Here is a 24,114-nt window from a genome sequence, read left to right on the forward strand (position 1 = left end):
CGAGAACAGAGTCGTGGGCGTCGCCTGGGTGATTTCTGGCAGTCAGCGGGAGCGCACGATCAGCGATGAATCGCAGAGAACGAGAATAGTTGAGGCGCGGGAAACGGGGTCAGTCGGCAGCGACGGGCGGTTCCGATCGTGCCAGCTCCAGCACCTCGTCGAAGAAGCCGAGCGAATCGTGCGGGCCGGGGTTCGCCTCGGGGTGGTACTGGCGGGTGATAACGTCGAGTTCCTCGCTGTCGAGCCCCTCGACGGTGTCGTCGTTGACGTTCACCTGCGTCACCTCCAGCGGGCCCGTGTCCGCGACCGTGTAGCCGTGGTTCTGGGTGGTCATCACGACCTTCTCGGTGCGGAGGTCCTTGACGGGCTGGTTGACGCCGCGGTGGCCGAACGCCATCTTCTCGGTCGAGCCGCCGAGCGCGCTCGTGATCACCTGCTGACCGAGACAGATGCCGGCCATCGGCAGGTCACCGGCGAAGGCGTCGACGACCGCCTGAGCCGCGATGAAGTTCTCCGGGTCGCCCGGGCCGTTCGAGACGAACAGCACGTCGGGGTCCACGTCGGCCACGTCCTCGGGAGTCGAGTCGTACGGGAGGACGTGAACGTCCGCGCCGCGCTCGGTAAGCGAGGAGATGATCGAGCCCTTCGCGCCGCAGTCGAGCAGGGCCACGTCGGCGACGCCGTCGCCCTCGTAGACGGTCGTCTCCGTCACCGACACCTGCGCACCGATGTCGACGTGGTCGCTCATCGGCTCGCACGCCTCCATCTCTTCGACCGCGTCCTCGGGGGTCGCGTCCGGGCCGGCGGCGATCCCGCAGGCCATCGCGCCCTCCTCGCGGACGGTGGTGACGATCTCGCGGGTGTCGACGTGGTCGACGGCGGGCACGTCCTCGTCGGCGAGCCACTCGGCGACGTCGTCGGTCAGCTCGCGGGCGATCGCCGCGCGGGGCTGGACTGACTCGGACTCGAATCGCTCGGATCGGACGCCGTAGTTCCCGATCAAGGGGTACGAGAAGGTGAGTATCTGTTCGGCGTAGGAGGGGTCGGTGAGCGACTCCTCGTAGCCAGTGTACGCGGTCGTGAACACCAGTTCGCCACGGGTGCGCCCCGGCGCACGAGCGCGCGCTTCAAGCACGCGTCCGTCAGCCAGCGCGATATAGGCGTCCGACATTACGAGATACGTACGCTCATAGGGTAATAAATGCGTCGTTCGTAGCTACGTTACGATATTCGTAACGGGTAAGTCGGCGGACCGAGACGAACGGGTATGGACGACCTCGATCGCCGGATTCTCTCGATACTGCGACGGGACGCGCGAACCCCCTACACGGAGATCGCGGACCAGGTCGGCACCTCGGAGGGGACCGTACGCAATCGCGTCGATCGCATGACTGAGGAGGGTATCATCGAGCGGTTCACCGTCACGACCCGCACTGGCAACGTGAAGGCGATGATCGAGATTTCGGTGGAGATGAACGTCGACACCGCCGCCGTCGGCGAGCGGATGGTCGACTGGGAGGAGGTGGACTTCGTCTGGCAGGTCTCCGGCGAGGACGACATCGTCCTCGTCGTCGACGCCGTCGACACGCGCGCGGTCAACGAGCTCATCTCGCAGGCCCGCGAGATGGACGAGGTCAAGTCGACGAAGACGCGGCTCATCCTCGACGAACGGCTGGGGTGAGTTCGGCGGGGAACGAGGCTCCGACTCCGTTCACCCAGACACACTGACGGTGATAACTCGTCGTCGAAGAACGCAAACCCGAACTGCCTGTCAAAAATCCCGTTCGAACCGAGAGAGCCGCTCAGGACGAGTCGGAGGCGGCGACGGCCTCGGTCGATCCCGTTGTCGCGTCGGTCTCTCCCGCTCCGTCGCCCTCGCCGTCGAGCGTCCGTCGGTTCCGGAGCGCGAACAGCACGAACAGGACGAACCCGACCGCGCGTAGGGTCAAATCAAGCAGGAGCGCGTTGACGGAGACACTCACGCCAACGAGCCCGAGCGTGTCGAAGACGCTCTCGGAGAGCAGCCCCGGCGCCATCAACAGCAGCGAGCTGAGGGCGAACACGGCCCGACTGAGCCGGCCGACACGCGTGTACAGTGTCCCGATGACGGTCGCGCCGAGCGCGATCACGCCGAGGAAGACCCCGGCGATGGGGATGAGAATCTCGGGGACCGAGTAGGACAGCTCGGCGAGGTCCGCGAACCCGACCACGCGGTACTGTTCGCGGATCGGCAGGTCGGCGGCGTTCGCCTTCTCGCGCAGCAGGACGATCCCCGGCGCGAGCACGAACGCGAAGGGGACGATCGCCTTGTTCAGCGACAGCGAGAACGCCTTCACGCCGGTCTCGAAGGGATCGGACTTGGCGATCCCGCTGGCGGCGTACGCCGCCACGGCCACCGGCGGCGTGATGTCGGCGATCACGCCGAAGTAGAGGATGAACAGGTGGGCGGCCAGAAGCGGGATACCGAACTCCACGAGCGGCGTCGCGAGCATCGAGATGAGGATGATGTAGGTGACCGTCGTGGGCATTCCCATCCCGAGGATGATGCTCGAGACGGCCGTCACGAGCAGCATGATCACGATCGACCCCCCAGAGAGCGCTAACAGCAGCGAGGTCAGGTTAGGGCCGAGCCCGGAGACGCTGATGACGCCGGGGATGATCCCCGCGGCCGCGACCGCGACCACGACCGGGACCGCGGTGCGCGCGCCCTGCTCCATCGACGTGACCACGAAGGTGCCGAGTTTGAACGGCTGGCTGTTCTCTAAGTCCCGGTCGGTCCGGTCGCCGATCGTCTCGGCCGTGTCTTGAACCGAGGGGTTGAGCTCGAGCAGCGACGCGTCGAGATCGGGCTTGGACAGCAGCGTGAGCACCCCGGCGAGCATTGCGTACCACTCGATCCCCGCAAGTATGGCGCTGAACGCCTCGCCGGGCGGGAGCCCCGCACCGCCGGCTCCGGTGACGAGGCCGACGACGTTCACGCCGGCCAGCGCGTGGCTCGCGAACTCGACGCCGACGATCGCCGCGAAGACGGCGAAGAGGCGCAGCCGCGTCTCCTCGCTGTACGCCGAGACGAGCGCGACCAGCGCCACGAGCGCCACGATCGTGAACCACGCCGACCGGGAGACCGAGAGCCGCTCGATGATGAGGTAGTACAGGAGCAGTGCGATCGGCACGAGGTAGAACCAGCCGCGTTTGAAGTGGTCCCAGAAGTTAACCGTGTCCTCGCCGGAGACGCCGCCGATCCCCTCTTGGACCGCCTTGAGGTGGACCATCACCCAGACGCCGAAGAAGAAGACGATCGCCGGGATCGTCGCGATGATGATGATGTCGGCGAACGGCGTCGACGTGTACTGGACCATCAGGAAGGCGGCCGCCCCCATCACGGGCGGGAGGATCTGCCCGCCGGACGACGCGGACGCCTCGACGGCGCCGGAGAACTCGGGATCGTAGCCCGACCGCTTCATCAGCGGGATCGTGAACGCGCCGGTCGTGACCGTGTTGGCGATCGACGACCCCGAGATCGTTCCCATGAACCCGCTGGCGAGGATGCTCGCCTTCGCCGGGCCGCCTTTACGATCCCCGGTGAGCCCGTACGCGAGGTCGATGAACCACTGGCCGGCCCCGCTCATCTCGAGGAACGAGCCGAACAGGATGAAGATGTAGATGAAGCTCATCGACACCGTCACCGGAATACCGAACACCCCGTTCTCGGTGTTGTACCAGAGGTTCTGAACGATATCCGGCCAGGAGAGCGGCGGGATCGCGAGCAGGCCGAGGAACGGGGTGTCCCCACTGATGAGGTAGCCCCAGCGGGCGTAGACGATGAACGTGGCGACGATGAGCATCAGCGGGAGGCCGAGCGTCCGGCGGGTGGCCTCCAACACCAGCAGGATGCCGGCCACGCCCAGAATCATCGCGTAGGAGTACTCGCTCACGAACGGGACGCCGCCGAGCAGGGGCTGGAGGAACGCGTACACCTCGGTAACCGGCCGCCCCGAGTCGACCCCGAAGACGCGCATGTTCTGGATCTCCGCGAACTCCGTCATGAAGTAGAACGCCGAGAGGAACGCCACGGCGATGAACAGTATGTCGACCGGAGTCACCCGCTCGCGGTCGGGGTCGAGGAACGCCCAGCGAAGCCCCGTCCGACCTCCTTCGAGCGCCCGCGTGACAGGACTCCGGTCGCCGAGGCGCTGCGACGCCGCCGGGGCGATCCGACCGAAATTCCGCGTGACCATCCCGTCGCCGGTGCTCACCGGGAACAGTAGGAAGGTGAGCACGAGCGCGAAGGCGACGTGGATCGCGTTCGCCTGCAGGAGCTGGAGCGAGACCTGCCAGGGGGCGATCGAGATCCCCGCGATATCGACGGTCGGGAGCCAGATCGTGAACGTGTAGCTCCGGGCGGCGAGGAATAACTGGAAGACGGAAAACGCGATTCCGATGATCGCGACCGCTATCGCGGCTGGTCCCCGCAGCGAGCGGCGGCGCTCGATCTCCTCTATCAGATCGTCCGCCTCCTCGCGGGAGATCTCCTCGTCCGTCCTGTCGTCCGGCGGCTCGTCCGCGCCCGAACCGCTGCCGAGGTCGCCGGGGGGTGGCCCTCCGGAGCCGCCGTCGTTCGAGTCGTCGATACCGCCGTCGGTTCGATTGGTCGTGGTCATAAGATCCTCTCGAGAAGCGACCGTCGTTCAATATGTACTCTCACGTCGTTGCCCTCGGTTACCGCGACGAAGTCGTATTGCCGTTCATCGACGATCAGCGTGTGGTTTGCGATCCGACCCGGTGAAACGAAGAGCTCGTCGAGCTCGGTTATCGGCTCCGCGGGATCGTACACGAACGTCCCGTTCACGGTCGTGACGTTGACGCGCGCCGGGAGCCCCCAGCCGTAGGACTCGAACTCCATCCGAGTGTTCACGAGCGTGCGCCCATCGACGCGGTACTCGTCGTACACGCGGGATTTCTCGACGCTGTGGGTGTATTCCAGGGCAACTGTGCTTCCATCGTTCACCGGCTCCGCGACGTACCGCTCGCCCGTCTCGGCGTTCTCGACGACGAGGACGGCTCCGATGGGGGCGGTCACTGCGACGACGACGAACGCGAGCACCGCGAGCGCGAGGATCACGGCACCGGCGTTTGGCTGAGAAAGGCGGCCCATGTGTTTGGTAGTTCTTGTAACGTTGTGTTTGAACGGCTCGCGAGTTATTTTTAAACGGAGAGCGACTCCACACGGGGCCCGCCGTCCCCCGCGATCGATGGGAGCTGTCCCTCGACGAAGCCGATGCGACTCGACTCCGGATCAGTTCAACCGGACGGCCCACGTCGGGCCGTCTTCGGGCGCCTACGCGTCGAAGTAGGCCGCGGCGCCGTCGTGGAGCTCGATGGACATCCCGTCCTGTGCGGTGTCGACGGTGATAAACTCGGTCTTGATCGAGAGCTCGTCGAGGTTATCGAAGATGGCCGCGGTGACCGTCCGGACGGTTTCGTCCGGCACCTCGGCGTTCGTGGCGATCATCGCCTGCACGGCGACCGTCTCGACGTCTTCATCGATTCCGCTATACGTGCCGCCGGGGATGGTGTCGTCCGCGAACCAGGAGGCGTCCTCCTTGACGGCCTCGCGGCTGTCGCCGCCGATCGGAACGATCTCGATGTCGTTCGTGTTCGCGAGCTCCTCGATCGCGCCGACCGGCCAGCCGCCGACGACGAATGCCGCGTCGATGTCGCCGTTGGCGAGCTGTTCGGACGCCTGCGAGAAGCCGGCGTTCTGCTCGTTGTAGTCGGTGACTCCGAGCGAGTCCAGGATCTGTACCGCGTTAACCTGCGTCCCCGACCCGAGGTCGCCGGTGTTGATCGTCGCGCCGCTGAGGTCGTCGACCGAGGAGATGTCGTTCTCCGCCAGCGTGACGAGCGTGATCGTCTCCGGGTACAGCGTCGCGACGCCCCGAAGGTTCTCGATCGGATTGTCGATGAAGGCGTCGATGCCCGTACCGTTCCTCGCGAACGAGGCGATGTCGTTCTGGATCAGCGCGAAGTCGGCCGACCCGTCGGCGAGGCTGCCGACGTTCTCGACGCTCGCGCCCGTGGACTGGACGTTCAGCGTGAAGTCGGTGTTGGCGTCGACGATGGTCTTGATCTCGTTCGAGAGGGGGAAGTAGGTCCCGCCGGTCCCGCCCGCGTGCCAGGTCAGGCGCGTCTCGCCGTCGCCGCCATCGCTTCCGTCGCTGCCATCGCTTCCGTCACTGCCATCGCTTCCGTCACTACCGTCGCTTCCGTCGCTTCCGTCGCTTCCGTCGCTGCCATCGCCGCCGTTTCCGCTACAGCCGGCAAGTGCGGCCACGCCAGCGACACCGGTCGCTTCGAGGAATCTACGTCGTGTTTGGTGTGAAGACATACGTTGCAATAAAGGAGTATGCAGGTATAAATATCTAAGGACATCGTAGATTCATGTTCGCATCTACACACGAATAGTGTTCTAATTAGTAAGAATACTCGTTAGTAATGAATAGCTATTACGAACGCCTGTTCTCGACGATAGTTCCGTCAGTCGATACCGAGGCAGCACTCGACGAGAACGTCTCGACACCGGCAAAAATCTTCGATCTTCGCGTGGTTCGGAAACTCGCCGTTATGCGAGTTTTTCAATGCCTCCGGTCGGCGGCCGGAGACCAGAGAAACGGTCTACGACTGTTATTCGATGTTCCCGGAAATCTGCGATTTCCGGGCGCACGAGCGTTCGCTTACGCCAGCTCGTCGATCTTGTCGACGACGGCGTCGGCGAACTCGCTCGTCGCGAGCTTCTCGCCGCCCTCGATCTGCCGGTGGAGGTCGTAGGTGACCTGACCGGACGAGATGGTCTCTTCGACCGCGTCGCGCACGAGGTCGGCGGCGTCGGACCAGCCGAGGTAGTCGAGCATCTCGCGGCCGGAGAGGATCATCGCGGTGGGGTTCACCTTGTCCTGGCCCGCGTACTTGGGTGCGGAGCCGTGGACGGGCTCGGCGAGACAGCGACCGTGGCCGCGGTTGATACCGGGCGCGATGCCGAGACCGCCGATCTGCGCGCCGGCGGCGTCGGACATGTAGTCGCCGTTGAGGTTCATCGTCGCGATGACGGAGTACTCGTCGGTGCGGGTGAGAAGCTGCTGGAGCATGTTGTCCGCGATGCGGTCCTTGACGACGAGGGTGCCCTCGGGCTGCTCGCCGTCGTGGGCCTCCCAGAGCTGGTCTTCGGTGATGACGTCGTCGCCGTACTCCTCCTCGGCAACCTCGTAGCCCCAGTCACGGAACGCGCCCTCGGTGAACTTCATGATGTTCCCCTTGTGGACGAGCGTGACCGAGTCGCGGTCGTTCGCGAGCGCGTAGTCGATCGCCTCGCGGATGAGTCGTTTCGAGCCGAACTCGGAGATGGGCTTGACGCCGATGCCGACCGGGCCGTCGTGGATGACGTCGGCGATCTCCATGTCGTCTTCCAAGAAGTCGCGTACCTGCTCGACCTCGTCGGTGCCGGCCTCCCACTCGATGCCGGCGTACACGTCCTCCGTGTTCTCCCGGAAGGTTATCATGTCCATCTTCTCGGGGTTCTTGACGGGTGACGGGACGCCGTCGAGGTAGTACGTCGGGCGGACATTCGCGTACAGGTCGAGCGTCTTGCGGAGCGCGACGTTCAGCGAGCGGAAGCCGGCGCCGACGGGCGTCGTCAGCGGGCCCTTGATCGCGACGCGGTGGTCGCGAATGGCCGAGACGGTGTCCTCGGGGAGGTTCTCGTCGTACATGTCTCGGGCGCTACCACCCGCGTAGACGCGCATCCACGCGATGGAGCGGCCCGTCGCCTCCGCGGCCGCGTCCAGTACCTTCTGGGCGGCCGGCCCGACGTCGGTGCCGATCCCGTCGCCGTGAATGATCGGGATGATCGGGTTCTCGGGGACGTTCAGCTCGCCAGTCTCCTCGTCGGCGAGCGTGATCGCCTCGCCGTCGTCGGGGACATCGACCTTATCGTAGCTCATGAACGTTCGTGCGTTGTTGGACCCGCGTAAAGTGCCTGCCGCTTTGCCGCTGGCCGCCAAAGCCCCGGTATCGGCCGATTTTGCCGCCCTCACACGGTCAGTACTTCCACGTCGAACAGCGACCGCCATCGGTAGCGCCGACCGCCCCAGACGAACGTCCGGCGCGAACAGACACGGCGCGGCGACCGCGACCGCGAACGCGACGTTGAACGCGGCCGCACGGGAGACTGAGAAATGGTCAGTCGGGACCGATCGCTCGCGTTCACCATGCTCGCACGCTCTTTCTCACCGGCACTCACGCGTACCGGCTTCTCGGACCCAGATCTCCTCGCTCCCGACGACGTCGACTTCGACAGCGGAGACCGTCACCGCCTCCGTCTCCGCGCCGGAAAATCCCGCTGCGCGGTCACAGAGGTGCGCGAGCGTCGCGTCGATGCGATCGGTATCGTCGGCCGACAGCAGCGAGAAGTGCTTCCGCCAGCGGGCGGTGGGATATCCCCGCGCGTCGGACGGGGTGCGGTCGGTCGCGACCGGGTCGCCGTGCAACGCATCGGTCCGGTCGCCGTCGGCGGTCGTCGCCGTCGCGAGCACGAGCGCGTCGGTCGACGGCGGCTCCGGCGCGAACATATCCCAGTCGCTCTCGGCCGGATCTGACACCGCCACGACGGGCTCTGGCGCGTCGACGACTCCGACCCCCATGGCGGTCCACGCGAGCAGCGAGACGAGCAGGAGCGCGGCGATGACGGCGACGAGACGTTCGCGGGTCGCTCTGTCGGGAACAATTTTGGAGGCCAGATCGACGAGGGTCGATCCGGGTCGCGTCGACCGGAGGGAACGGAGGAGGCGCTCTGCCATCGACCGGAACCGCCCGATCTCCGGAGCGGCCAGCGACTCGATCCGGTCCCAGACGAACGGCGGACAGAAGGGTAGCAGTGCGGTCGCCGACACCACCGGAAAGACGCCGATCTGGAGCGTGAACGCCATCGAGAGATGGGCAGCGACGAGGATGCCGGCGAGCGCAGCCCGGACTCGTCCGGCGGCCGCGACGAGTAACGGCGACGCGACGAGTAGCGCGAGCCAGCCGTAGGTGACGGCCGCGAGCAGCGCCGGGCTCTCGGGCATCAGTCCCCCGAGCGGGCCGTGGAGGTACGTGAGGCGGAAGACGGTCCCGACCGCCTCGCCCGCGGGCCACGCCTCGCCGCGGAGCTTCACGACTGCGTTGGAGACGTAGACCGCGACGACGACGGTCAACAGGAGGGCTGATTGGGGGCCGGTAAATCGGCTGCTTTCGGGCAGGGATCGCCCTCCCAACGCGGCGCGCCTCCGGACAGCATCCACCGACCAGCGCGCGCCGAGGGGACACAGCAAGCCCGCCCCGAGCAGCTGCCAGAGGAGCGTGTCGCCGGCGTTGAGCACGAACGGGTTCCGCGCCTGCAGCGACGCGAGCAGGACCAGCGAGACCGCAGCCGCGATCCGTGTCCGGTAGCCGACCGCGAGCGCGACGGCGGCGACGGCGGCGATGAGGAACAGCAGCCCGACGAACCACGCCTCACCGGAGACCGCGTACAGCGAGAATCGCGCGAGGGGGGACGACTCCGCGAGCAGCGATCGGGGGAGTACGCCGGCGTCGGTGTAAAAGGCCGTCAAGTTCCGGGCGCGCAGCGCGAGGTCAACGAGGAGGACGGCGCCGAGCGCGATCCGGAACGCCGCGAGCGCGCGCACGTCGATCCCGATCCGGCGCCGGAGCGCGGCGGGGAGACGACCGCGGACCGAGGGCTCGGCGTCGTCGATCGTGGATCCGGCACCATCGGCCGCGGATCCGGAGGCGTCGACGGCAGCGTCTCGACGTTCGTCCACGATGATGACGACTCCCCGAGCAGCGTGGATAGGTCTTACGGCGGCGGGAGACGGGAGGAGAGGTGAGGGGGCAAGGACGAACCGACCCCGTCGCTTTCCGGGCGCTTATCCGGGCGCCGCGAGACCCCCGCGTATGCGCGTCATCGCTCACGGCGGCGCCGGGGGAGTCCCGGACGAGCCGGCTTCCAGACAGGCGACCCTCGACGAGGCAACCCGCCGCGGCGTCGACGCCGACACGCCCCTCGACGCGGTCGAGGCGGCGCTCGGCGTCCTCGAATCGAACCCGCGGTTCAACGCCGGCGTCGGCGGTGCGGTCCAGTCCGACGGGGTCGTCCGCACCGACGCGGGCGTGATGACCGCCGACCGCGAGATCGGCGCGGCCTGCTCGATGCCCGGCGTCGAGCACGCGGCGAGCGTCGCCCGCGTCGTCCACTCGGAGACGCCGCATATCTTCATCTCCGGGGATCACGCGGTCGATCTCGCAAGCGAGTTCGATATCGAGACTGGCGTCGACCTGCTCACCGACGAGACTCGCGAGCGGTACGAGGCGGAGGACCCACCGCAAGGCGGCCCCCGTGAGCACCTCGACTGGCTGGCGACGCGGTTCGGCTCGGGGGATGATCAGGCCGGCGGGGGCTCGGGAAGCGACGAGGAGAGCGAGGACGATGCGGGCCGCGCCCCCGACCACGACACGGTCGGTGCGGTCGCGACCGACGGCGAGACGTTCGCGGCGGCGACCTCCACGGGCGGCCGGTCGTTCGCGCTCGCGGGACGCGTCGGCGACGTACCGCAGGTCGGATCGGGCTTCTTCTGTACCGAGGCCGGCGGCGCGAGCGCGACGGGCGCCGGTGAGGACATCGCGCGCGTGACGCTCTCGCGGCGGGCCGTCGATTTCCTCGACGACGGGTTCGGCGCGCAGGATGCAGCGGATCGGGCGATCGACGAGTTCGAAGATATCACCGGATCGGGGGCGGGCGTCATCGTCCTCGGCGACGACGGCGCCGGCAGCGCGTTCAACACCGACGGGATGCAGACGAGTATCGCGTATCAGTAGCCGCTGGCGCCGTGATTGGCTCGGAAACTTCAGACATTTATAAAGGGGGCCGACAGCCATCGTTCGATGAAGGGTTCACAAAGTCGTTTCGCGAGTAGTTGGCCAATCAAGCACCAGTAGCCGTTGTCAGTTGGACTCTTTCCATTCTTGTGGATCCCCTTCCCTGAACTCTCCTTTCGCCTCCCTGCTCCGAGGCCAGAGTACAATCGCAATCATGGCGATGTAATACAGAGCAATGACAGCGATGACAAGCGGTCCGGGGACGACGGCGATACTGGCAGTCGTCAGTAAGCTCTCGTTTGGCGCGAACGCCGTGATTCGGAACAGCCACGCGACGAGTAAAACGATCAACAGCGGGAGGTAAATTCGCCGAAGGCGGTTTGCTGTGGCTTCCCATGTCGACACTTTCAGTGTCGGTCTCCGATAATCCTGACTGAGTTTGCTCCGCCAATCCTCGTGTTCGAGCCCCTCTGACGGATCGAGCGCGTCCGCAAGCAGATTCTGTTGGAAGAGACGCACTCGCGAGCGATAGACGTCATAGTCACGATATCGCCGTGCTTCAATTAACAGGAAGAGAGAGACAGCGAGGATACCGACGAGGATGATGTAATGTGGATTATCGGCACTGGAAAACGCGAACGTGAGAATCGCAGCCACAACCGTTACCCCCCACGTGGTCGTCTGATCAAGGCGTGATCGCCATGTGGTCTCCCGGTCCAATTCTCCGCGATAGGCGTCGCCCAATATTGAACTCATCTCCGCGCTGTGGCCGGCCATTTCGCTGCCAAGTTCGGTCTCCTCTGCCAGTTCGGAGTCGTTCTGCGTGTCATCTCCCATACAGAACGGTACGGTATCAGCGGTAAAAGCACTTCCACGGTCGGGCTCTCTGTCGTTCTAGGATATTCCTCGAGCGCGGCTCAACGTGGTTTCACCGGCTGAGCCTCGTGAACCACCGCAATCGGTGTTCCCACCAAAGCGAGCCCGACCGCGCGTCGTCGATCAGCTATAAATAACTCCGTTACTCCACCCGAGCCGCCCCGTCGCCCGCGGAGGCGAGGATACAAATCCGCCCGCCGCCTTGCCCGCGTATGGTCACGTTTCTCGCCGGCGGCACGGGGACGCCGAAGCTCCTCGACGGGGCGACCCGCGTGTGGCACCCCGACGAGATTGCGGTCGTCGCCAACACGGGCGACGATATCGAACTCGGCGGCCACCTCGTCTGCCCCGACGTCGACACCGTGCTGTTCGCGGGTGGCGGCGTCCTCGACCGCGAGACGTGGTGGGGGATCGCGGACGACACGACGACGACCCACGAGGAACTCCGCCGGCTCGCGACGCAGGTCGGACTCGGAACGTCCCCCAGATACCTCGACGATAAGGCGCAGACGGCCGGCCGCGAGATCGCCCGGTGGCGGCGCTTCTCGGGCGTCGGCGAGTTCATGGAGATCGGCGACCGCGACCGCGCGGTCCACCTCACGCGCACGAGCCTGCTCGACGAGGGGCACACGCTCACGGAGGCGATCCGAACCCTCGCGGACGCCTTCGACCTCGACGTCGACCTCCTCCCGATGTCCGACGATCCGGTCGCGACGCTGATCCACACCGAGGCGGGCGAGACGATCCACTTCCAGGAGTACTGGGTCGCGCGCCGCGCGGACCCCGCCGTCGCGGACGTGGAGTTCCGAGGGGCGGCAGACGCGGAGCCGACCGCCGTCGTCCGAGACGCCCTCGCAGAGCCCGTCGTGATCGGCCCCTCCAACCCCGTGACGAGCATCGGCCCGATGCTCGCGATCCCGGGCGTCGAGGCGGCGCTGTCCGCGACCCCCGTGGTCGCCGTCTCGCCGTTCATCGGCGACGAGGTCTTCTCGGGTCCGGCCGCCGACCTAATGGCGGGCGTCGGCCGCGACCCCTCGACCGCGGGCGTCGCCGACGCGTACCCGTTCGCGGACGCGTTCGTCCTCGACGACGACGATCCGACCGACCTCCCAGACCGTCACGTCGAGCGCACCGATACCCGGATCGACGACGCGGACGACGCCGAGCGCGTCGCTCGGGTGTGCGACCGCGCGCTGGCGGCGGTGGAAGGAGCGGAGGCGGAAGCGGACGCGGAGGTGGCGGAGTGACGGCGAGCGGAGACGAGTCCCCGCCCCCGTTCCTCGTCGCGGCCAGCCTCAGCGGCGCGGCCGACGCCGACTGGGCGCGAGCGGCGGCCCCCCACGCCGACGCCGCGATTCTCGGAGGGATCGCGGTCGACCCGGCCAGTCGGGCCGCCGCGCGCGACCTCGTCGCCCGCGATCGCTCGGAGTTCCTCCCCGCGGACCCGCTCGCGTGGATCGATCGCGAACTCGACCAGCTCTCTGAGGCCCCCATCCGTCCCGGCGTCAACGTCCGAAGCGCGACCGTCGAGCCCGTTCGCGAGGCGGCGGCGGTCTGCGCCGAGCGCGACGCGGTCTGCGAGGTGAACGCGCACTGCCGGCAGTCCGAACTGCGCGCGGTCGGCTGCGGCGAGTCGCTTCTCCGGGACATCGATCGACTGGCCGAGTACGTCGCCGCCGTCGCCGAGACCGGCGCGACGACGAGCGTGAAGGTTCGCGCCGAGGTCCCCGGCGTCGACCTCGTCGCCGTCACGGACGCGGTCGCCGACGCGGGCGCCGACTGGCTCCACGTCGACGCGATGGACTCGGAGGGGATCGTCGACGAACTGACCGCCGGTCGGGCGACAGACGAGACAGGTTCTCCCCGCGACGATCTCACCGTGATCGCTAACAACGGCGTGCGGGGCCGAGAGACCGTCGCCGAGTACGCCGCGTACGGCGCGGACGCCGTGAGCGTCGGGCGACCCAGCGAGCGCCCCGCGTCTCTCTCCCGGATCGCCGACGCGGTATCGGCGTGGCGGGAGGGAGAACTGCCCGAGGAGAGCGAGGCGTCCCTCCCGGAGGCGCAGCCGTGAGACCGGACCCCGTCGACGACGCCACCCTCGCGCTCCTGCTGGAGGTGGCCGGGACCCCGAAGCCCGGCAACGTCGACCGGCATCGCGACCTCGACGACCTGCGGTTCGAGGCGTTCCTCGGCGGGGCGGTCGGCGCCCGCGAGGGGCTCGAACTGGCCGCGGACGGGGAGACGGGGATCGGTCGCGCCTTCGAGCGCGGCGTCGCGGGGATGGCGGCGCGCTCCGGGACGAACACCCAGTTCGGCTGTCTCCTCCTGCTCGTCCCGCTGGTGCGGGCGAGCGTCGGGGATGATGGGGACGATGAAAATCTCTCCCCGGCGAGCGTCGACCGGGTGACCCGAGAGACGACCGTGGACGACGCGGTCGCGTTCTACCGCGCGTTCGAGCACGTCGACGTCGCGGTGGCGGATCCTCCCGCGGACGCCGACGACCTCGACGTGCGGCGCGGGGGCGACGCGGCCCCCGCACTCCGGGAGCGGGACGTGACCCTGCGGGACGTGATGGCCCTCTCGGCCGACCCCGGCAGTCTCACTGATTCCGACGATCCTGACGACTCCGAGGACTCCGACCGAGTCCCCGACCGCAACGCGCAGGAGTGGATCGAGGGATTCCCGCGGACGTTTCGCGCGGCGGAGTGGATCCAGAGCGACGGGGGTCCCCTGACCGACCGCGCGGCCCGAGCGTTCATCGGACTGCTCGCGGCCGAGCCCGACACGCTGGTCGCTGCGAACCACGGCCCGGAGACGGCTCGCGAGGCCAGCGAACGGGCGGCCGCGCTGCTGGGCGGGGACCGCTCGACTTCCGGGGACATCGATGCCACCGCGGTCCACGACGCCGACCTCGACGCCGCGGAGGAACTGGCGGCCGCGTTCGTCGACGAGGGGATCAACCCCGGGACGACCGCCGACCTCACCTGTGCGGCGCTGTACGTCGCCCTCCGGCATGGGGCTGAGGTGTCGCCGTGAGCGACGACAGCACCGCTTCCGGCCCCGACGGCTGGCCGGTCGCCCTCCGGGGCGTCACCGAGTCGATCGTGACGACGCTCGGGCCGAACGACCGCTGGAACGTCGCGGCGCTCGGGCTCCACGCGCCGGACGATCCGAGCGACCCCGTCACCGCGCGGACGTACGGGCGCACCCGAACGTGGCGGAACTTCACCGAGCGCGGGGGCGGCGTCGTGCAGTTCACGAGCGACCCGCGGACGTTCGTCGACGCCGCGCTGACGGTCCGCGAGGTCGACGACCCGGTGCTGCCGACCGCCGACGCGTGGGTCGAGGTGACCGTCGAGGAGGTCGCGAGCGAGACCGAGGGCGACACGACGATCCGAACGTGGGCGCTCGATCCGGTCGAGCACGCGGTCGTGAGAGAGCGCGTTCCGACAATAAACCGGGGATTCAGCGCGGTCATCGACGCGACGGTGGCCGCCTCGCGGCTGGACGTGCCGGGGTTCGACACGGCGGAACTCCTCGACCGACTACGCTACTTCGCGGACGTTGTCGAGCGGTGCGGCGGCCCAGCCGAGCGCGAGGCGTTCGCCAGAATCGACGAGGCGACCGGGTGGCGGGAGCGGGCGGGGGGCGCAACGGGGGCGGGGGACGACGAGGAGTAACGGATCGGGAACGCGATCGACGCGAGTGCGCCTGCGGCCCGCTCGCGGCGTAACGAACCCTTTTAGTTCGGGCCGGCGGTATCGCTCGATATGGCCATCAAACCCAAGTACATCAAGCAGCTCGGGAACGTCCTGCTGGAGCGGTACCCCGACTCGTTCAATACGGACTTCGAGACGAACAAGGACAGCGTCACCACGCTGACGACCGTCGAGTCGAAGGGCGTCCGCAACCGGATCGCCGGCTACGTCACCCAGAAGAAGGCGCAGGCGGCTCAGAAGGCGTAAGCGGGTTCGAGTTTCTGCCGGTTCGTTTCGTTTCCGTCGAGCCGTAGCGCCCGGTCTCATCGGCCGCTCCCGACGTTTATCCCGGAAGCCGCGGCCACCTCGTCGCGATGGACGCGCTGGTCAGACCCGTCGTCGATCCGGGGTTCGCGGCGGCGGCGCTGGCGTTCCTGTGCGGGGGCGTCGCGCTCGGGACCGCGAGCGGGCTCGTGCCGGGGCTCCACGCCAACAACTTCGCGCTGCTTCTGGCCGGACTCGCTCCTTCGGTGTCGGCGGACCCACTTCTCGTCGGCGTCGCGATGCTCGGCGCCGGCGTGGTCCACTCCTTCCTCGACATCGTGCCCGCGCTCGCGCTCGGCGTCCCGGACGCGGCCACGGCCGTCGCCGCGCTACCGGGCCACCGGCTCGTCGTGGCGGGGCGCGGCCGCGAGGCGGTCCGGCTGTCCGCGGTCGGATCGGGGCTAGCGGTCGCGCTCGCGGTCCCGCTTGCGATTCCGATCACGTGGGTCATGATCCGCGGCTACCCCGTCGTGAGGAACCACCTCCCGCTGCTTTTGGGCGGTGTGGTCGCTTTTCTTGTGCTTACCGAGTCGTCGAAGCGGGCCGCGATCGGCGGGCTCGTCGCCTTCCTCGCGAGCGCCGCGCTCGGCTTTGCAACCCTCGATGTCGACCCCGCGGCGCCGCTTGACGCCGGCGGGGTCCTCGCGCCCCTTTTCGCCGGGCTGTTCGGCGCTCCGGTGCTTATCGACGCGATGGGAGGCGGGGGCGTGCCGCCACAGGCCGACGCCCGGATCGCGATGAGCCGTCGCGGGCTCGGAATCAGCGCGGGCGGCGGGTCGCTCGCGGGCGCGGTCGTCGGGTACGTGCCGGGCATCTCCGCGGCTATCGCAGCGGTCGCGGCGCTGCCGGCGGTCCCGCGCGAAGAGTCGGACCGCGGCTTCGTCGTCGCCACCAGCGGCGCGAACACGGCGAACACGATCTTCGCGCTGTTCGCGCTCGTCGCGCTCGGGACGCCCCGAACGGGGGTGACCGTCGCGATCGACCGCGCCGAGGTCCCCTTCGCGCTCCCGATCTTGCTCGTCGCGGCCGCGACCGCCGCGGCGTGCGGGTTCGCGCTCGTGTTGCTCGTCGGCGACGCGTACCTCCGAGTCGTCGGGAACGCGGACTACACGCGGCTGTCGATCGGCGTGCTGGCGCTGCTCGTGGGGATATCCTACGCGTTCGCTGGCACAGTCGGGATCGGCGTGTTCGTCGTCGCCGGGGCGTTGGGGCTCGTCCCGCCGCGGGTCGGCGCGCGACGGGTGCACCTGATGGGAGTGTTGATCGGGCCGCTTATCGCCGGGTGAACCACGGTACCTCGTCGCAACCGGACGTACGGAGGGCGAAGGCAAAGAACAACGGTTAAAAGTCGCGCGGTGGTGGTTCATGTATGAGCGAGAGTGAAACGCAGGGCACCCGACAGTGTGTCTCCTGTGGCATCCAGGTGGCCGGGATGAACGCCGCGCGGTTCTCCTGCCCCGACTGCGGGGAGACGATCCACCGGTGCGCAAAGTGCCGGAAGCAGAGCAACCTCTACGAGTGTCCCGACTGCGGCTTCCGGGGGCCCTAACAATGGGAGACGTCGCCGCCAAGATCAAGGTCATGCCGAACAGCCCCGATATCGACCTCGACGATCTGCAGGACCGGCTGGAGGAGTCGCTCCCGCAGGGCGCGAAGATCCGCGGCTTCCAGCGCGACGATGTCGCGTTCGGGCTCGTCGCCCTCCTCCCCACCGTCATCGTCCCTGACGGCGCGGGCGGCACCGAGGCCGTCGAGGAGGCGTTCAACGAGGTCGACGGCGTCGAATCCGTCGCCGTCGAGAACGTCGGTCGCCTCTAGGCGGCTTCGTTGTAGGCGACGCGAAAACGACTATTTCCGTTCCGACCGCAATCGGAGAGCGTTGGCTGTACGGTCCTTCGGGGAGTACAATCCGTTGGGCTACGCGACGTGGTCCGTGATCCACGCGGTGAGATCGTCGCCGGGGATGAACCCCTCCGCGCGGCGTGCGACCGGCTCGCCGTCGACGAACAGCACGAACAGCGGGACGCTCCGCACGTCGAACCGCTCGACGAGCGGCGGGTCGTCCCGGGGATTCACCGTGGCGACGGCGAGGTCAAGCTCGCGGGCGACGTTGCCGAGGACGGGCTCCATGCTTGCGCAGATCCCGCAGCCGTCCGTGTAGAACTCGATCACGGCGGCGTCCGCGTCGGCGACAAACGCATCAAGTGCGTCCTCGTCGGCGAGGGATACCGGTCGACGGACCTCTGTGGATGTGCTGCTTCCGGACACATCGTCCGCAGGTTCGGAGGCGCCCGATTCAGTATTGTTTTTCATGCACACTATTGGTGTCGAGCGGTGATAAAGGCTTGCGTCCGGATCGCGACGGAGCCGACCTCATCGGCCAAGGAAGCGTTGCAGTCGCCGATGAACGATATCGGGCGGCCACGAGGTCGCTGTCGTCTCGGTTGCGACGCCGAACGTCTCGACGGTCCGGTGGACGCGCACGTCGGACGCACCGCTCTGTCGCGCGAGGAACGCGTACGCAGCGATCTGGAGCTCGTATCGCCGTCGTGTCTCGGAGCTCGGCTCGGTCAGGGCGATCTTCACGTCTGTCACGAACCGGTCTCCGGTCGGATATTCCACGACGAAGTCCGCCCGTCCGTGGATCTCGACTCCGAGATCGCCGACCTCGGCCAGCCCGTCCAGCGGTCGTTCGGTGTCGACGACGGTCGCTGGATCTGCGATCCGGTCCCACAGGTCGGAGTCGAGGAAGTCGTCGAGGACTGTCTCGAAGAACGCGAACATTCCCTCGCGTTCGGCCTCGCCGACCGGTTCCGGGATCGCGTTCACGGCCTCGTCGAAGGCCGTGCGCACCTCCGGTCCCGTCGTTCGAATCGCCCGTTCGTCGACGCCGCGGGCGACCAGTTCCGTGAGCGCGTCGTGAAGACACGTCCCCACCGCCTCGGGGCCGAGCCGATCGAATCGGAGAGGGAGATCGCCGGAGACCTCGTTCGTCGTCGTGTGCAGCGGCTCGCCCAGCAGGTGGGCGAGCGCGTACCGATCCACATCCTCCGTCAGCGGGTACATTGTGCTGGGGCTCAGGAATCGAGGGACCCACGGGTCGAGCCGGTCTCGCCGTGGGGGGGATTCAGTGGCCTCGTCGCGCCCGGTCCGAGGAGCCGGACGAGCACGCCGAGCGAACAGATCCGCGTCGTTGACGCCGATCTCGATCGCGTCCCGGTTCGGATCCGAGTCGAGCAGCAGCTCGTAGGAGTCGGTGCCGCCGCGTCGGAACGCCAGCCCGTCGCGAATCGCGTCGAGCCACCGGTCCCGGGTCCGGTCTTCCTCCAGATTCGAGCGGGGTAGCGGAACAACGAGGTGGTCCCGAGCCCGCGTCAGTGCCACGTACAGCAGCCGCCACGCCTCGGCACGCTCGTTCCCCGCGACGCGGCGGAGCCGGTCCGGACCGACGAGCGCGTCGCGATCCGCGGAATCGTTTGCAGAGTCAGACCCAGAATCCTTCGCGGAGTCGGACCCAGAATCCTTCGCGGAGTCAGACGCAGAATCGGACACGGATGTGGACACGGTGTCCCGCCAGCGGGCCGTCGCCCAGCGGAGCCCGGCGTCGCGGTCCCAGTCGTCCCCGACGCCGTACAGCCCGCCGTCGAACGGCGGGATAGCGATGTCGTCGGGCACCTCCGTGTTCGTCGGCGGGGCCAGCCCCGCGAGCGGTCCCTGCGCGACGAACCACCGGGCGTGGGGACCGTGCGACCAGATGTCGAACCCGGGGTCAGCGACGACGACGACGTCGTCTTGGTCCCCCTTGGCTCGGTGAATCGTGCGGAACTCGACGTCGTAGGCGGCGCCGGCCGCGCTCGGCTGCGTCGGGCCGACGCCGGGGTCCTCGCGGAACGGCTCCGCGAGGTCGACCAGCTCCGACGGCGAGTAGCTATTGTCTCCCTCCCACTCGGAGAGCGTCTCGACGAGCGCGTCCAGATTGGCGACCCGCTGATCCGGATCGGTGTCGCCGACGCACCCGTTCGGATCGGCCCGCAGCGCGAGCGCCTCGATTACGTCCTCGACGTACTCGCTCGCCGGGAGCCGGCCGAAGGCGTCGCTCCGATCGCGGAGTCGGACGAGTCCGCGGAGGATCCCCCGCTGTTCCTCCCCGACGGCGGCCGGGTCGTCGTCGAGCACCCGATCGAGGTCCCACGACCGAGACTCGAACGGGGCCGCGTCAAACGCGGCGTTCAGGGGAGACTCGGTGAGGAGTTTGCTCGTGCGCTGCGGAGAGCCGGGCGCGGTCAGCCACTCGCAAGCGGCGAGCGCCGTCTCGACGGCGGGGCAGTCGAACAGCGCGTCGGTCGCAGTGCGGACCCGGAGGCCTTCCGCGGCGAACGCCGCCTCGTACTCGGGCATCCGCGTCCCGCGGCGGAACAGCACCGTGACGCCGAGCGGGTCGCCGTCGTCGTTGCAGAAGGTTCCGTCGGCGAGCCCCCGCGAGATGTGGGTCGCGAGCATGTTCGCCTCCCCGAGCTCCCCGTCGGGGTCCGCCCACATCGCGGAGCCGGGGTGACCGATGCCTGCGAACGACGAGACGTGGACCGCGGCTCCATCGCCGCCCTCGCCGCCGTCGCGAGCCGCGTCCAACCGCGGGTACGAGGCGTCGAGGTCGCCGAGGTTCCCGCGAGCTGGGTCGGAGAACACCGGCTCGGCGATAGCGTTGATCCCTGCGGCGATATCGGGCACGCACCGATAGGTGGTGGTCGCCGTCCGGTTCTCGTGGGTGTCCCAGTCCACACCGAGGTACGTCCCCTCGGTCGTCGCGGCGGCGAACCACCGCGGGTCGGCGTGTCGCCACAGGTAGATCCCTTGGAGGCCGTCGCCGCAGGCGAACACGCGCGACTCGCTCGTTACGACGTGCGAGAGCGCGGCGTGCTGGACGGCAGACACGTCCTGTGCCTCGTCGATGACCAGACTCCGGATCCGCGACCGGTACGTCCGGAGGACCCGATCACGGTGTGAGCCGTCGACGGAGCGGAGCGGCTCGGGGAGGTCCGATCGCTCGCCAGACCTGTCGAAGTACGCGTCCACGAGGGAGGCGACGTCCGTGTGCGAGACCGCACCGTACTCCCGAACTGCGGCCCGGTAACGGGTCCGGTACGCCGAGAGGACGGTACAGAAGTCGTCGATGCGCGCGTCCCACGCGTCGTACAGCTCGCGGTCGGCGTCGAGCAGGCGCTCTCGGTCCGGGCCGATCACCGTCTCCCGGACTCGTTCGCCGGTTCCCTCGCTAGCGTTTTCGTCACCGTTGGCAAATCGCTCGACGGATCGCACGATATCGTCGAACGAGTCCGGCTTCCCGCCGGGATACGCCGAATCGCGTGTCTGTTCCAGCTCCGACCGGAACGCCTCGGTCGAGAGGCGTCGATCGCGGCAGTACGTCAGCGCGTCCGCCAGCATTTCGTCGACGCCCTCGTCGTACTCGCCGTCCGGATACGCGGCTTCGAGGTCGCGGAGCCGCCGGGCGTGCTCCGGGTCGTTTCGGAGCGACTCGTAGCAGTCGCGGTGGACCCGTTTCAAGAGCGCGTCGTTCCCGACCGACGGCATCTCGTCGAAACCGATATCGCGCGCGAATTCCCGGAATATCTCGCGCAGGAGTCCATCGATGGTGCCCGCGTAAGGGGCCTGTCGCACGCGCTGTCGGAGGTATCGTAGCTCTGCCCCAGAGATGTCGGCCGCGGTGGGGACGAGGTCGTGTTCGACGATCGCCTGCAACCGATCGCAGATCGCCGGGACGATGTCGGCCGCCTCGTCGCGGTTAAACGAGACGACCGTGACGTGCTGTTCAGGTGTCGGGTCCCCGGCCGCGTATCGGCGGAGGATGTCCTCGGCGGCGACGTGGTGGGCGACGACCGATTTGCCGGCCCCCGGAACGCAGTCGAGGGTGAACAGCCCGGAATCGGACGCGAAGTACGCGTCCCTGATCTCCCGCTGTGCGCCCCGTAATCGGATGGGGTCAGCGTCGCCGTCGCCGTCACCACCATCGTCACTCACGGTTTCCCTCCGACTCTCCATCGCCTCGCTCCGATCCGTCACCGACGACCGCCCGCAGTTCCGGCGGAAGCTCCCGCTCCGTCCCGATCAGCCGCCGCCGGGCATCTTCAGAGACCCGCCGCGTATCGAGGTGATCGAGCAGCGGGGAGCGGGCCACGTCGTCGCCGCCGGACGTTCGGGTATGTCGGGTGAAGACGACGCACCGCCCCGCCGCCCGGAGCACGTCCCCGAACTGATCGCGGTCGCGGCCGCCGACCCACGCCGGCTGCGGCGCGAGCGTCCCCGTCGCTCCCTCCCCCCGGAGGATCGCCTCCTGGAACTCCGGAGGCAGCGGAGACCGCGACGGCTGTGGCCACTCTTCCGCCGTCATTCCGACACCGATCACGTACGGGACGTCAAGCGCCCAGATGTCGTTCGCCTCGAAAACGTCGAGCGCGCGGGCGTTCGAGTGCTCCCGACGACCGGGGCGCTGTGTAGCGATCACGCCGGCGAGATCGGCGACATCGGCCCACGAGCGCTCAATTGCGTCCTCTTCAAGACGGTCGGCAAACTTGTGTCGTAGCTGTCGGACGAGGGTACGAACCCGCACGATCGCCCGCGCGTCGGTCTCGGTGTCGAGCAACGCCGGCGAGTCCGCGACCTTCGTCTCTGGAAGCCCGCGTTCGGCGTACCCCTCCACCACCTCGCCGAGCAGCGAGGCGACCGAGACCGGCTCCAGCGGCGGAGCGGCGGCGATCCACTCGGCGAACCGCCGGATGCGGTCGTCGGCGCCGTCCGTCGAGTCGATCACCTCGATCCACTCGGGGATCGATCGTGGCCCGTTCGGGAGCATGATCCTTGCCCGGTGTACCGCCGCAGGCTCGATCGGCCATTCCGCCGGCGGGGGAGCTGAGCCCGACGAACCACCCGATCCCGGCGGCGACCACCGGAGTTCGAGCGGACGCAGCAGTGTCTCGCGGTCCACGGTGTCCCCGGCCAGCGCCCCGCACACTGATTCGACGAGGGCGTACGGGCGGGTCCGGGTCACGCGGAGCTGCGTCCAGAACACCGGTGCGATCCCGTACTGGAGCGCCGCCCGGAACAGCGGCTCCTCGTACGGATCGAGGTCGCGGACCGCGACAGCGATGTCCCGGACTGGAACGCCGCTGTCCCGGAGCGCGGCCGCCACCGCCATCGCGCTGCGCGCCTCGTCCCGACGCGTCGGCGACGCGATCTCGATCGTCGGTACGTCGGGCGTGTCGATCGGTGCCGAGAGCGCGAGCCGGTCGGATCCCGTCACTCGAACGCCTCCGTTCCGGGATCGGTGATAGCGAGGAGATCGGGGACTCGGCCCCGGAGGTACTCGCCGGTTCCCTCCCGAAAGTGAACGTGGACCGTGAGGGACGTGGCAGCCAACAGCCCGTGGACGAGGTCGGTATGCGGCGCTGACAGGCTGCTGAGCCCGAGCAGCGTGAGCCGTTCGATCTCCGGGAACGCCTCCGCCCACGCCGACCCGTTTGTCGCCGTGATCGACCGCGTCGCGCGGCGCAAGAGCGCCGTCTCCGAGACGGCTTTCGTGGTTCTCTCCCGCAGTTCGCGTTCGGCACCGAGGCCGGTTTCGAGGATCGTCTCCGCTTCGTCGTCGATCGGCTCGTCGATCTTGTCGGCCGTCTCACCCCAGGCCGCGAGCCGGTCCGGGTGGAAGTTGGTGATCGCTTCCACGTCGGTTCGGATCTGCTCGATCCGCTGCGGGTCCCCCGGCGCGGCTCCGGTCGGAAGAGAGAGTGTGGTCGGTTCGTCAGACCCTCCGGCTTCGAGGATCGACCGGATCAACGAGAGGCGATCGACGCGGTCGACGGCAGCGGTCGGACGGCCCGCCGTTTCCAAGACGCGGACACAGATCCCGACCGGGTCCGCAAAGCGGAAGGCGTCCTTCGGCAGCCGCGCCTCGCGGAGCCGGCGCTGGATGTTCCGCTGGTGGAGTTCAACTGGGGAAACGACGAGTTCAGTCGGCTGCGAGCGTCGCCGAGCCCTGTCGAACAGCCGCTCTTCGTCACCAACGTGAAGCGTCAGTTGGTCCGGCGTCCAGTCGTGGTGTGTGTCCGTTGCATCCATTGATCCGATGTGGTATCCGTCGTCGCCGCCCGTTCACCCTCCTTGCCTGAACCGTTGTCGGTCGCAGATCGGCTCGAGGTCGAGGCGGTCGAGGCGGTGACGGCGCTCGGCCCGTCCGTTTGCAGGCGTTCGGTCGGCGACGTGTTTTTATACGCTCGGAGAGGGTGATACGCTA

General features: G+C 68.1%; 21 protein-coding genes. 10 read left to right on the forward strand and 11 right to left on the reverse strand.

The window, feature by feature from the left end; translation table 11 throughout:
- Positions 1–109: 109 nt before the first annotated feature.
- Positions 110–1,171: a glutamine-hydrolyzing carbamoyl-phosphate synthase small subunit gene (gene carA / locus HLAC_RS11555; RefSeq protein WP_015911022.1), complete on the reverse strand. Its 1,062-nt coding sequence runs from the start codon at positions 1,169–1,171 to the stop codon at positions 110–112.
- 96 nt (positions 1,172–1,267) lie between these two features.
- Between carA and HLAC_RS11560 the strand changes: the two genes are divergently transcribed.
- Complete coding sequence (locus HLAC_RS11560; RefSeq protein WP_015911023.1) at positions 1,268–1,681, forward strand: Lrp/AsnC family transcriptional regulator; 414 nt, start codon at positions 1,268–1,270, stop codon at positions 1,679–1,681.
- Between the two features lie 121 nt (positions 1,682–1,802).
- On the opposite strand, the gene HLAC_RS11565 is transcribed toward HLAC_RS11560, so the two are convergent.
- The 5 genes from HLAC_RS11565 to HLAC_RS11585 form a co-directional block, all read right to left on the reverse strand.
- Positions 1,803–4,661, reverse strand: coding sequence for a TRAP transporter permease (locus tag HLAC_RS11565; protein ID WP_015911024.1), 2,859 nt, complete (start codon positions 4,659–4,661; stop codon positions 1,803–1,805).
- A complete protein-coding gene (locus HLAC_RS11570) occupies positions 4,658–5,155 on the reverse strand; it encodes a DUF1850 domain-containing protein (RefSeq protein ID WP_015911025.1) in 498 nt (165 codons plus the stop codon). Before HLAC_RS11570 ends, HLAC_RS11565 begins: the two co-directional genes overlap by 4 nt.
- A 183-nt stretch (positions 5,156–5,338) precedes the next feature.
- Positions 5,339–6,388, reverse strand: coding sequence for a TAXI family TRAP transporter solute-binding subunit (locus HLAC_RS11575; protein ID WP_015911026.1), 1,050 nt, complete (start codon positions 6,386–6,388; stop codon positions 5,339–5,341).
- A 346-nt stretch (positions 6,389–6,734) separates the two neighbouring features.
- Positions 6,735–7,997: an isocitrate dehydrogenase (NADP(+)) gene (icd, locus tag HLAC_RS11580; protein WP_015911027.1), complete on the reverse strand. Its 1,263-nt coding sequence runs from the start codon at positions 7,995–7,997 to the stop codon at positions 6,735–6,737.
- Positions 7,998–8,282: 285 nt separating this feature from the next.
- Entirely contained in the window at positions 8,283–9,854 is a 1,572-nt protein-coding gene (locus tag HLAC_RS11585) for an HTTM domain-containing protein (protein ID WP_015911028.1), read from the reverse strand.
- 133 nt (positions 9,855–9,987) lie between these two features.
- Here HLAC_RS11585 and HLAC_RS11590 point away from each other — a divergent pair, with 133 nt between their 5' ends.
- Positions 9,988–10,908 (forward strand): isoaspartyl peptidase/L-asparaginase, encoded by a 921-nt coding sequence (locus HLAC_RS11590; protein ID WP_015911029.1) that lies wholly within the window; start codon positions 9,988–9,990, stop codon positions 10,906–10,908.
- A 126-nt stretch (positions 10,909–11,034) separates the two neighbouring features.
- On the opposite strand, the gene HLAC_RS11595 is transcribed toward HLAC_RS11590, so the two are convergent.
- Positions 11,035–11,745, reverse strand: coding sequence for a DUF2270 domain-containing protein (locus HLAC_RS11595; protein ID WP_015911030.1), 711 nt, complete (start codon positions 11,743–11,745; stop codon positions 11,035–11,037).
- A 251-nt stretch (positions 11,746–11,996) separates the two neighbouring features.
- Here HLAC_RS11595 and cofD point away from each other — a divergent pair, with 251 nt between their 5' ends.
- From cofD to HLAC_RS11635, 8 genes are all read left to right on the forward strand, one after another.
- Complete coding sequence (cofD, locus tag HLAC_RS11600; protein WP_015911031.1) at positions 11,997–13,031, forward strand: 2-phospho-L-lactate transferase; 1,035 nt, start codon at positions 11,997–11,999, stop codon at positions 13,029–13,031.
- The gene (locus tag HLAC_RS11605) at positions 13,028–13,858 is read left to right on the forward strand and encodes a tRNA-dihydrouridine synthase (protein WP_015911032.1); all 831 of its coding nucleotides are present in this window, start codon (positions 13,028–13,030) and stop codon (positions 13,856–13,858) included. Before cofD ends, HLAC_RS11605 begins: the two co-directional genes overlap by 4 nt.
- Positions 13,855–14,823 (forward strand): triphosphoribosyl-dephospho-CoA synthase, encoded by a 969-nt coding sequence (locus HLAC_RS11610; RefSeq protein WP_015911033.1) that lies wholly within the window; start codon positions 13,855–13,857, stop codon positions 14,821–14,823. Before HLAC_RS11605 ends, HLAC_RS11610 begins: the two co-directional genes overlap by 4 nt.
- Entirely contained in the window at positions 14,820–15,467 is a 648-nt protein-coding gene (locus HLAC_RS11615) for a DUF447 domain-containing protein (RefSeq protein ID WP_015911034.1), read from the forward strand. The genes HLAC_RS11610 and HLAC_RS11615 overlap by 4 nt, the downstream gene beginning before the upstream one ends.
- 90 nt (positions 15,468–15,557) lie before the next feature.
- Complete coding sequence (locus tag HLAC_RS11620) at positions 15,558–15,752, forward strand: 30S ribosomal protein S17e (RefSeq protein WP_015911035.1); 195 nt, start codon at positions 15,558–15,560, stop codon at positions 15,750–15,752.
- A 107-nt stretch (positions 15,753–15,859) separates the two neighbouring features.
- The gene (locus HLAC_RS11625) at positions 15,860–17,095 is read left to right on the forward strand and encodes a tripartite tricarboxylate transporter permease (RefSeq protein WP_015911036.1); all 1,236 of its coding nucleotides are present in this window, start codon (positions 15,860–15,862) and stop codon (positions 17,093–17,095) included.
- 83 nt (positions 17,096–17,178) lie between these two features.
- Positions 17,179–17,358: an HVO_2753 family zinc finger protein gene (locus HLAC_RS11630; RefSeq protein WP_004047107.1), complete on the forward strand. Its 180-nt coding sequence runs from the start codon at positions 17,179–17,181 to the stop codon at positions 17,356–17,358.
- 2 nt (positions 17,359–17,360) lie between these two features.
- Positions 17,361–17,627 (forward strand): elongation factor 1-beta, encoded by a 267-nt coding sequence (locus HLAC_RS11635; RefSeq protein WP_015911037.1) that lies wholly within the window; start codon positions 17,361–17,363, stop codon positions 17,625–17,627.
- A gap of 99 nt (positions 17,628–17,726) precedes the next feature.
- Here HLAC_RS11635 and HLAC_RS11640 read toward each other — a convergent pair whose 3' ends face one another.
- Genes HLAC_RS11640 through HLAC_RS19420 form a run of 4 tightly spaced genes read right to left on the reverse strand, consistent with a single transcriptional unit; the run spans position 17,727 to position 23,939 of the window.
- Positions 17,727–18,122: a thioredoxin family protein gene (locus HLAC_RS11640; RefSeq protein WP_015911038.1), complete on the reverse strand. Its 396-nt coding sequence runs from the start codon at positions 18,120–18,122 to the stop codon at positions 17,727–17,729.
- Positions 18,123–18,182: 60 nt separating this feature from the next.
- On the reverse strand, positions 18,183–21,866 hold the full coding sequence (locus tag HLAC_RS11645) for a UvrD-helicase domain-containing protein (protein WP_015911039.1): 3,684 nt from the start codon (positions 21,864–21,866) through the stop codon (positions 18,183–18,185).
- Positions 21,838–23,124 carry a PD-(D/E)XK nuclease family protein gene (locus HLAC_RS11650; RefSeq protein WP_015911040.1) on the reverse strand — a complete coding sequence of 429 codons (1,287 nt, stop codon included), beginning with the start codon at positions 23,122–23,124 and terminating at the stop codon, positions 21,838–21,840. Before HLAC_RS11650 ends, HLAC_RS11645 begins: the two co-directional genes overlap by 29 nt.
- Positions 23,121–23,939, reverse strand: coding sequence for a hypothetical protein (locus HLAC_RS19420; RefSeq protein WP_015911041.1), 819 nt, complete (start codon positions 23,937–23,939; stop codon positions 23,121–23,123). The genes HLAC_RS11650 and HLAC_RS19420 overlap by 4 nt, the downstream gene beginning before the upstream one ends.
- Positions 23,940–24,114: the final 175 nt, after the last annotated feature.

Origin of the sequence: Halorubrum lacusprofundi ATCC 49239, assembly GCF_000022205.1 — an archaeon.
Lineage (GTDB): Archaea > Halobacteriota > Halobacteria > Halobacteriales > Haloferacaceae > Halorubrum > Halorubrum lacusprofundi.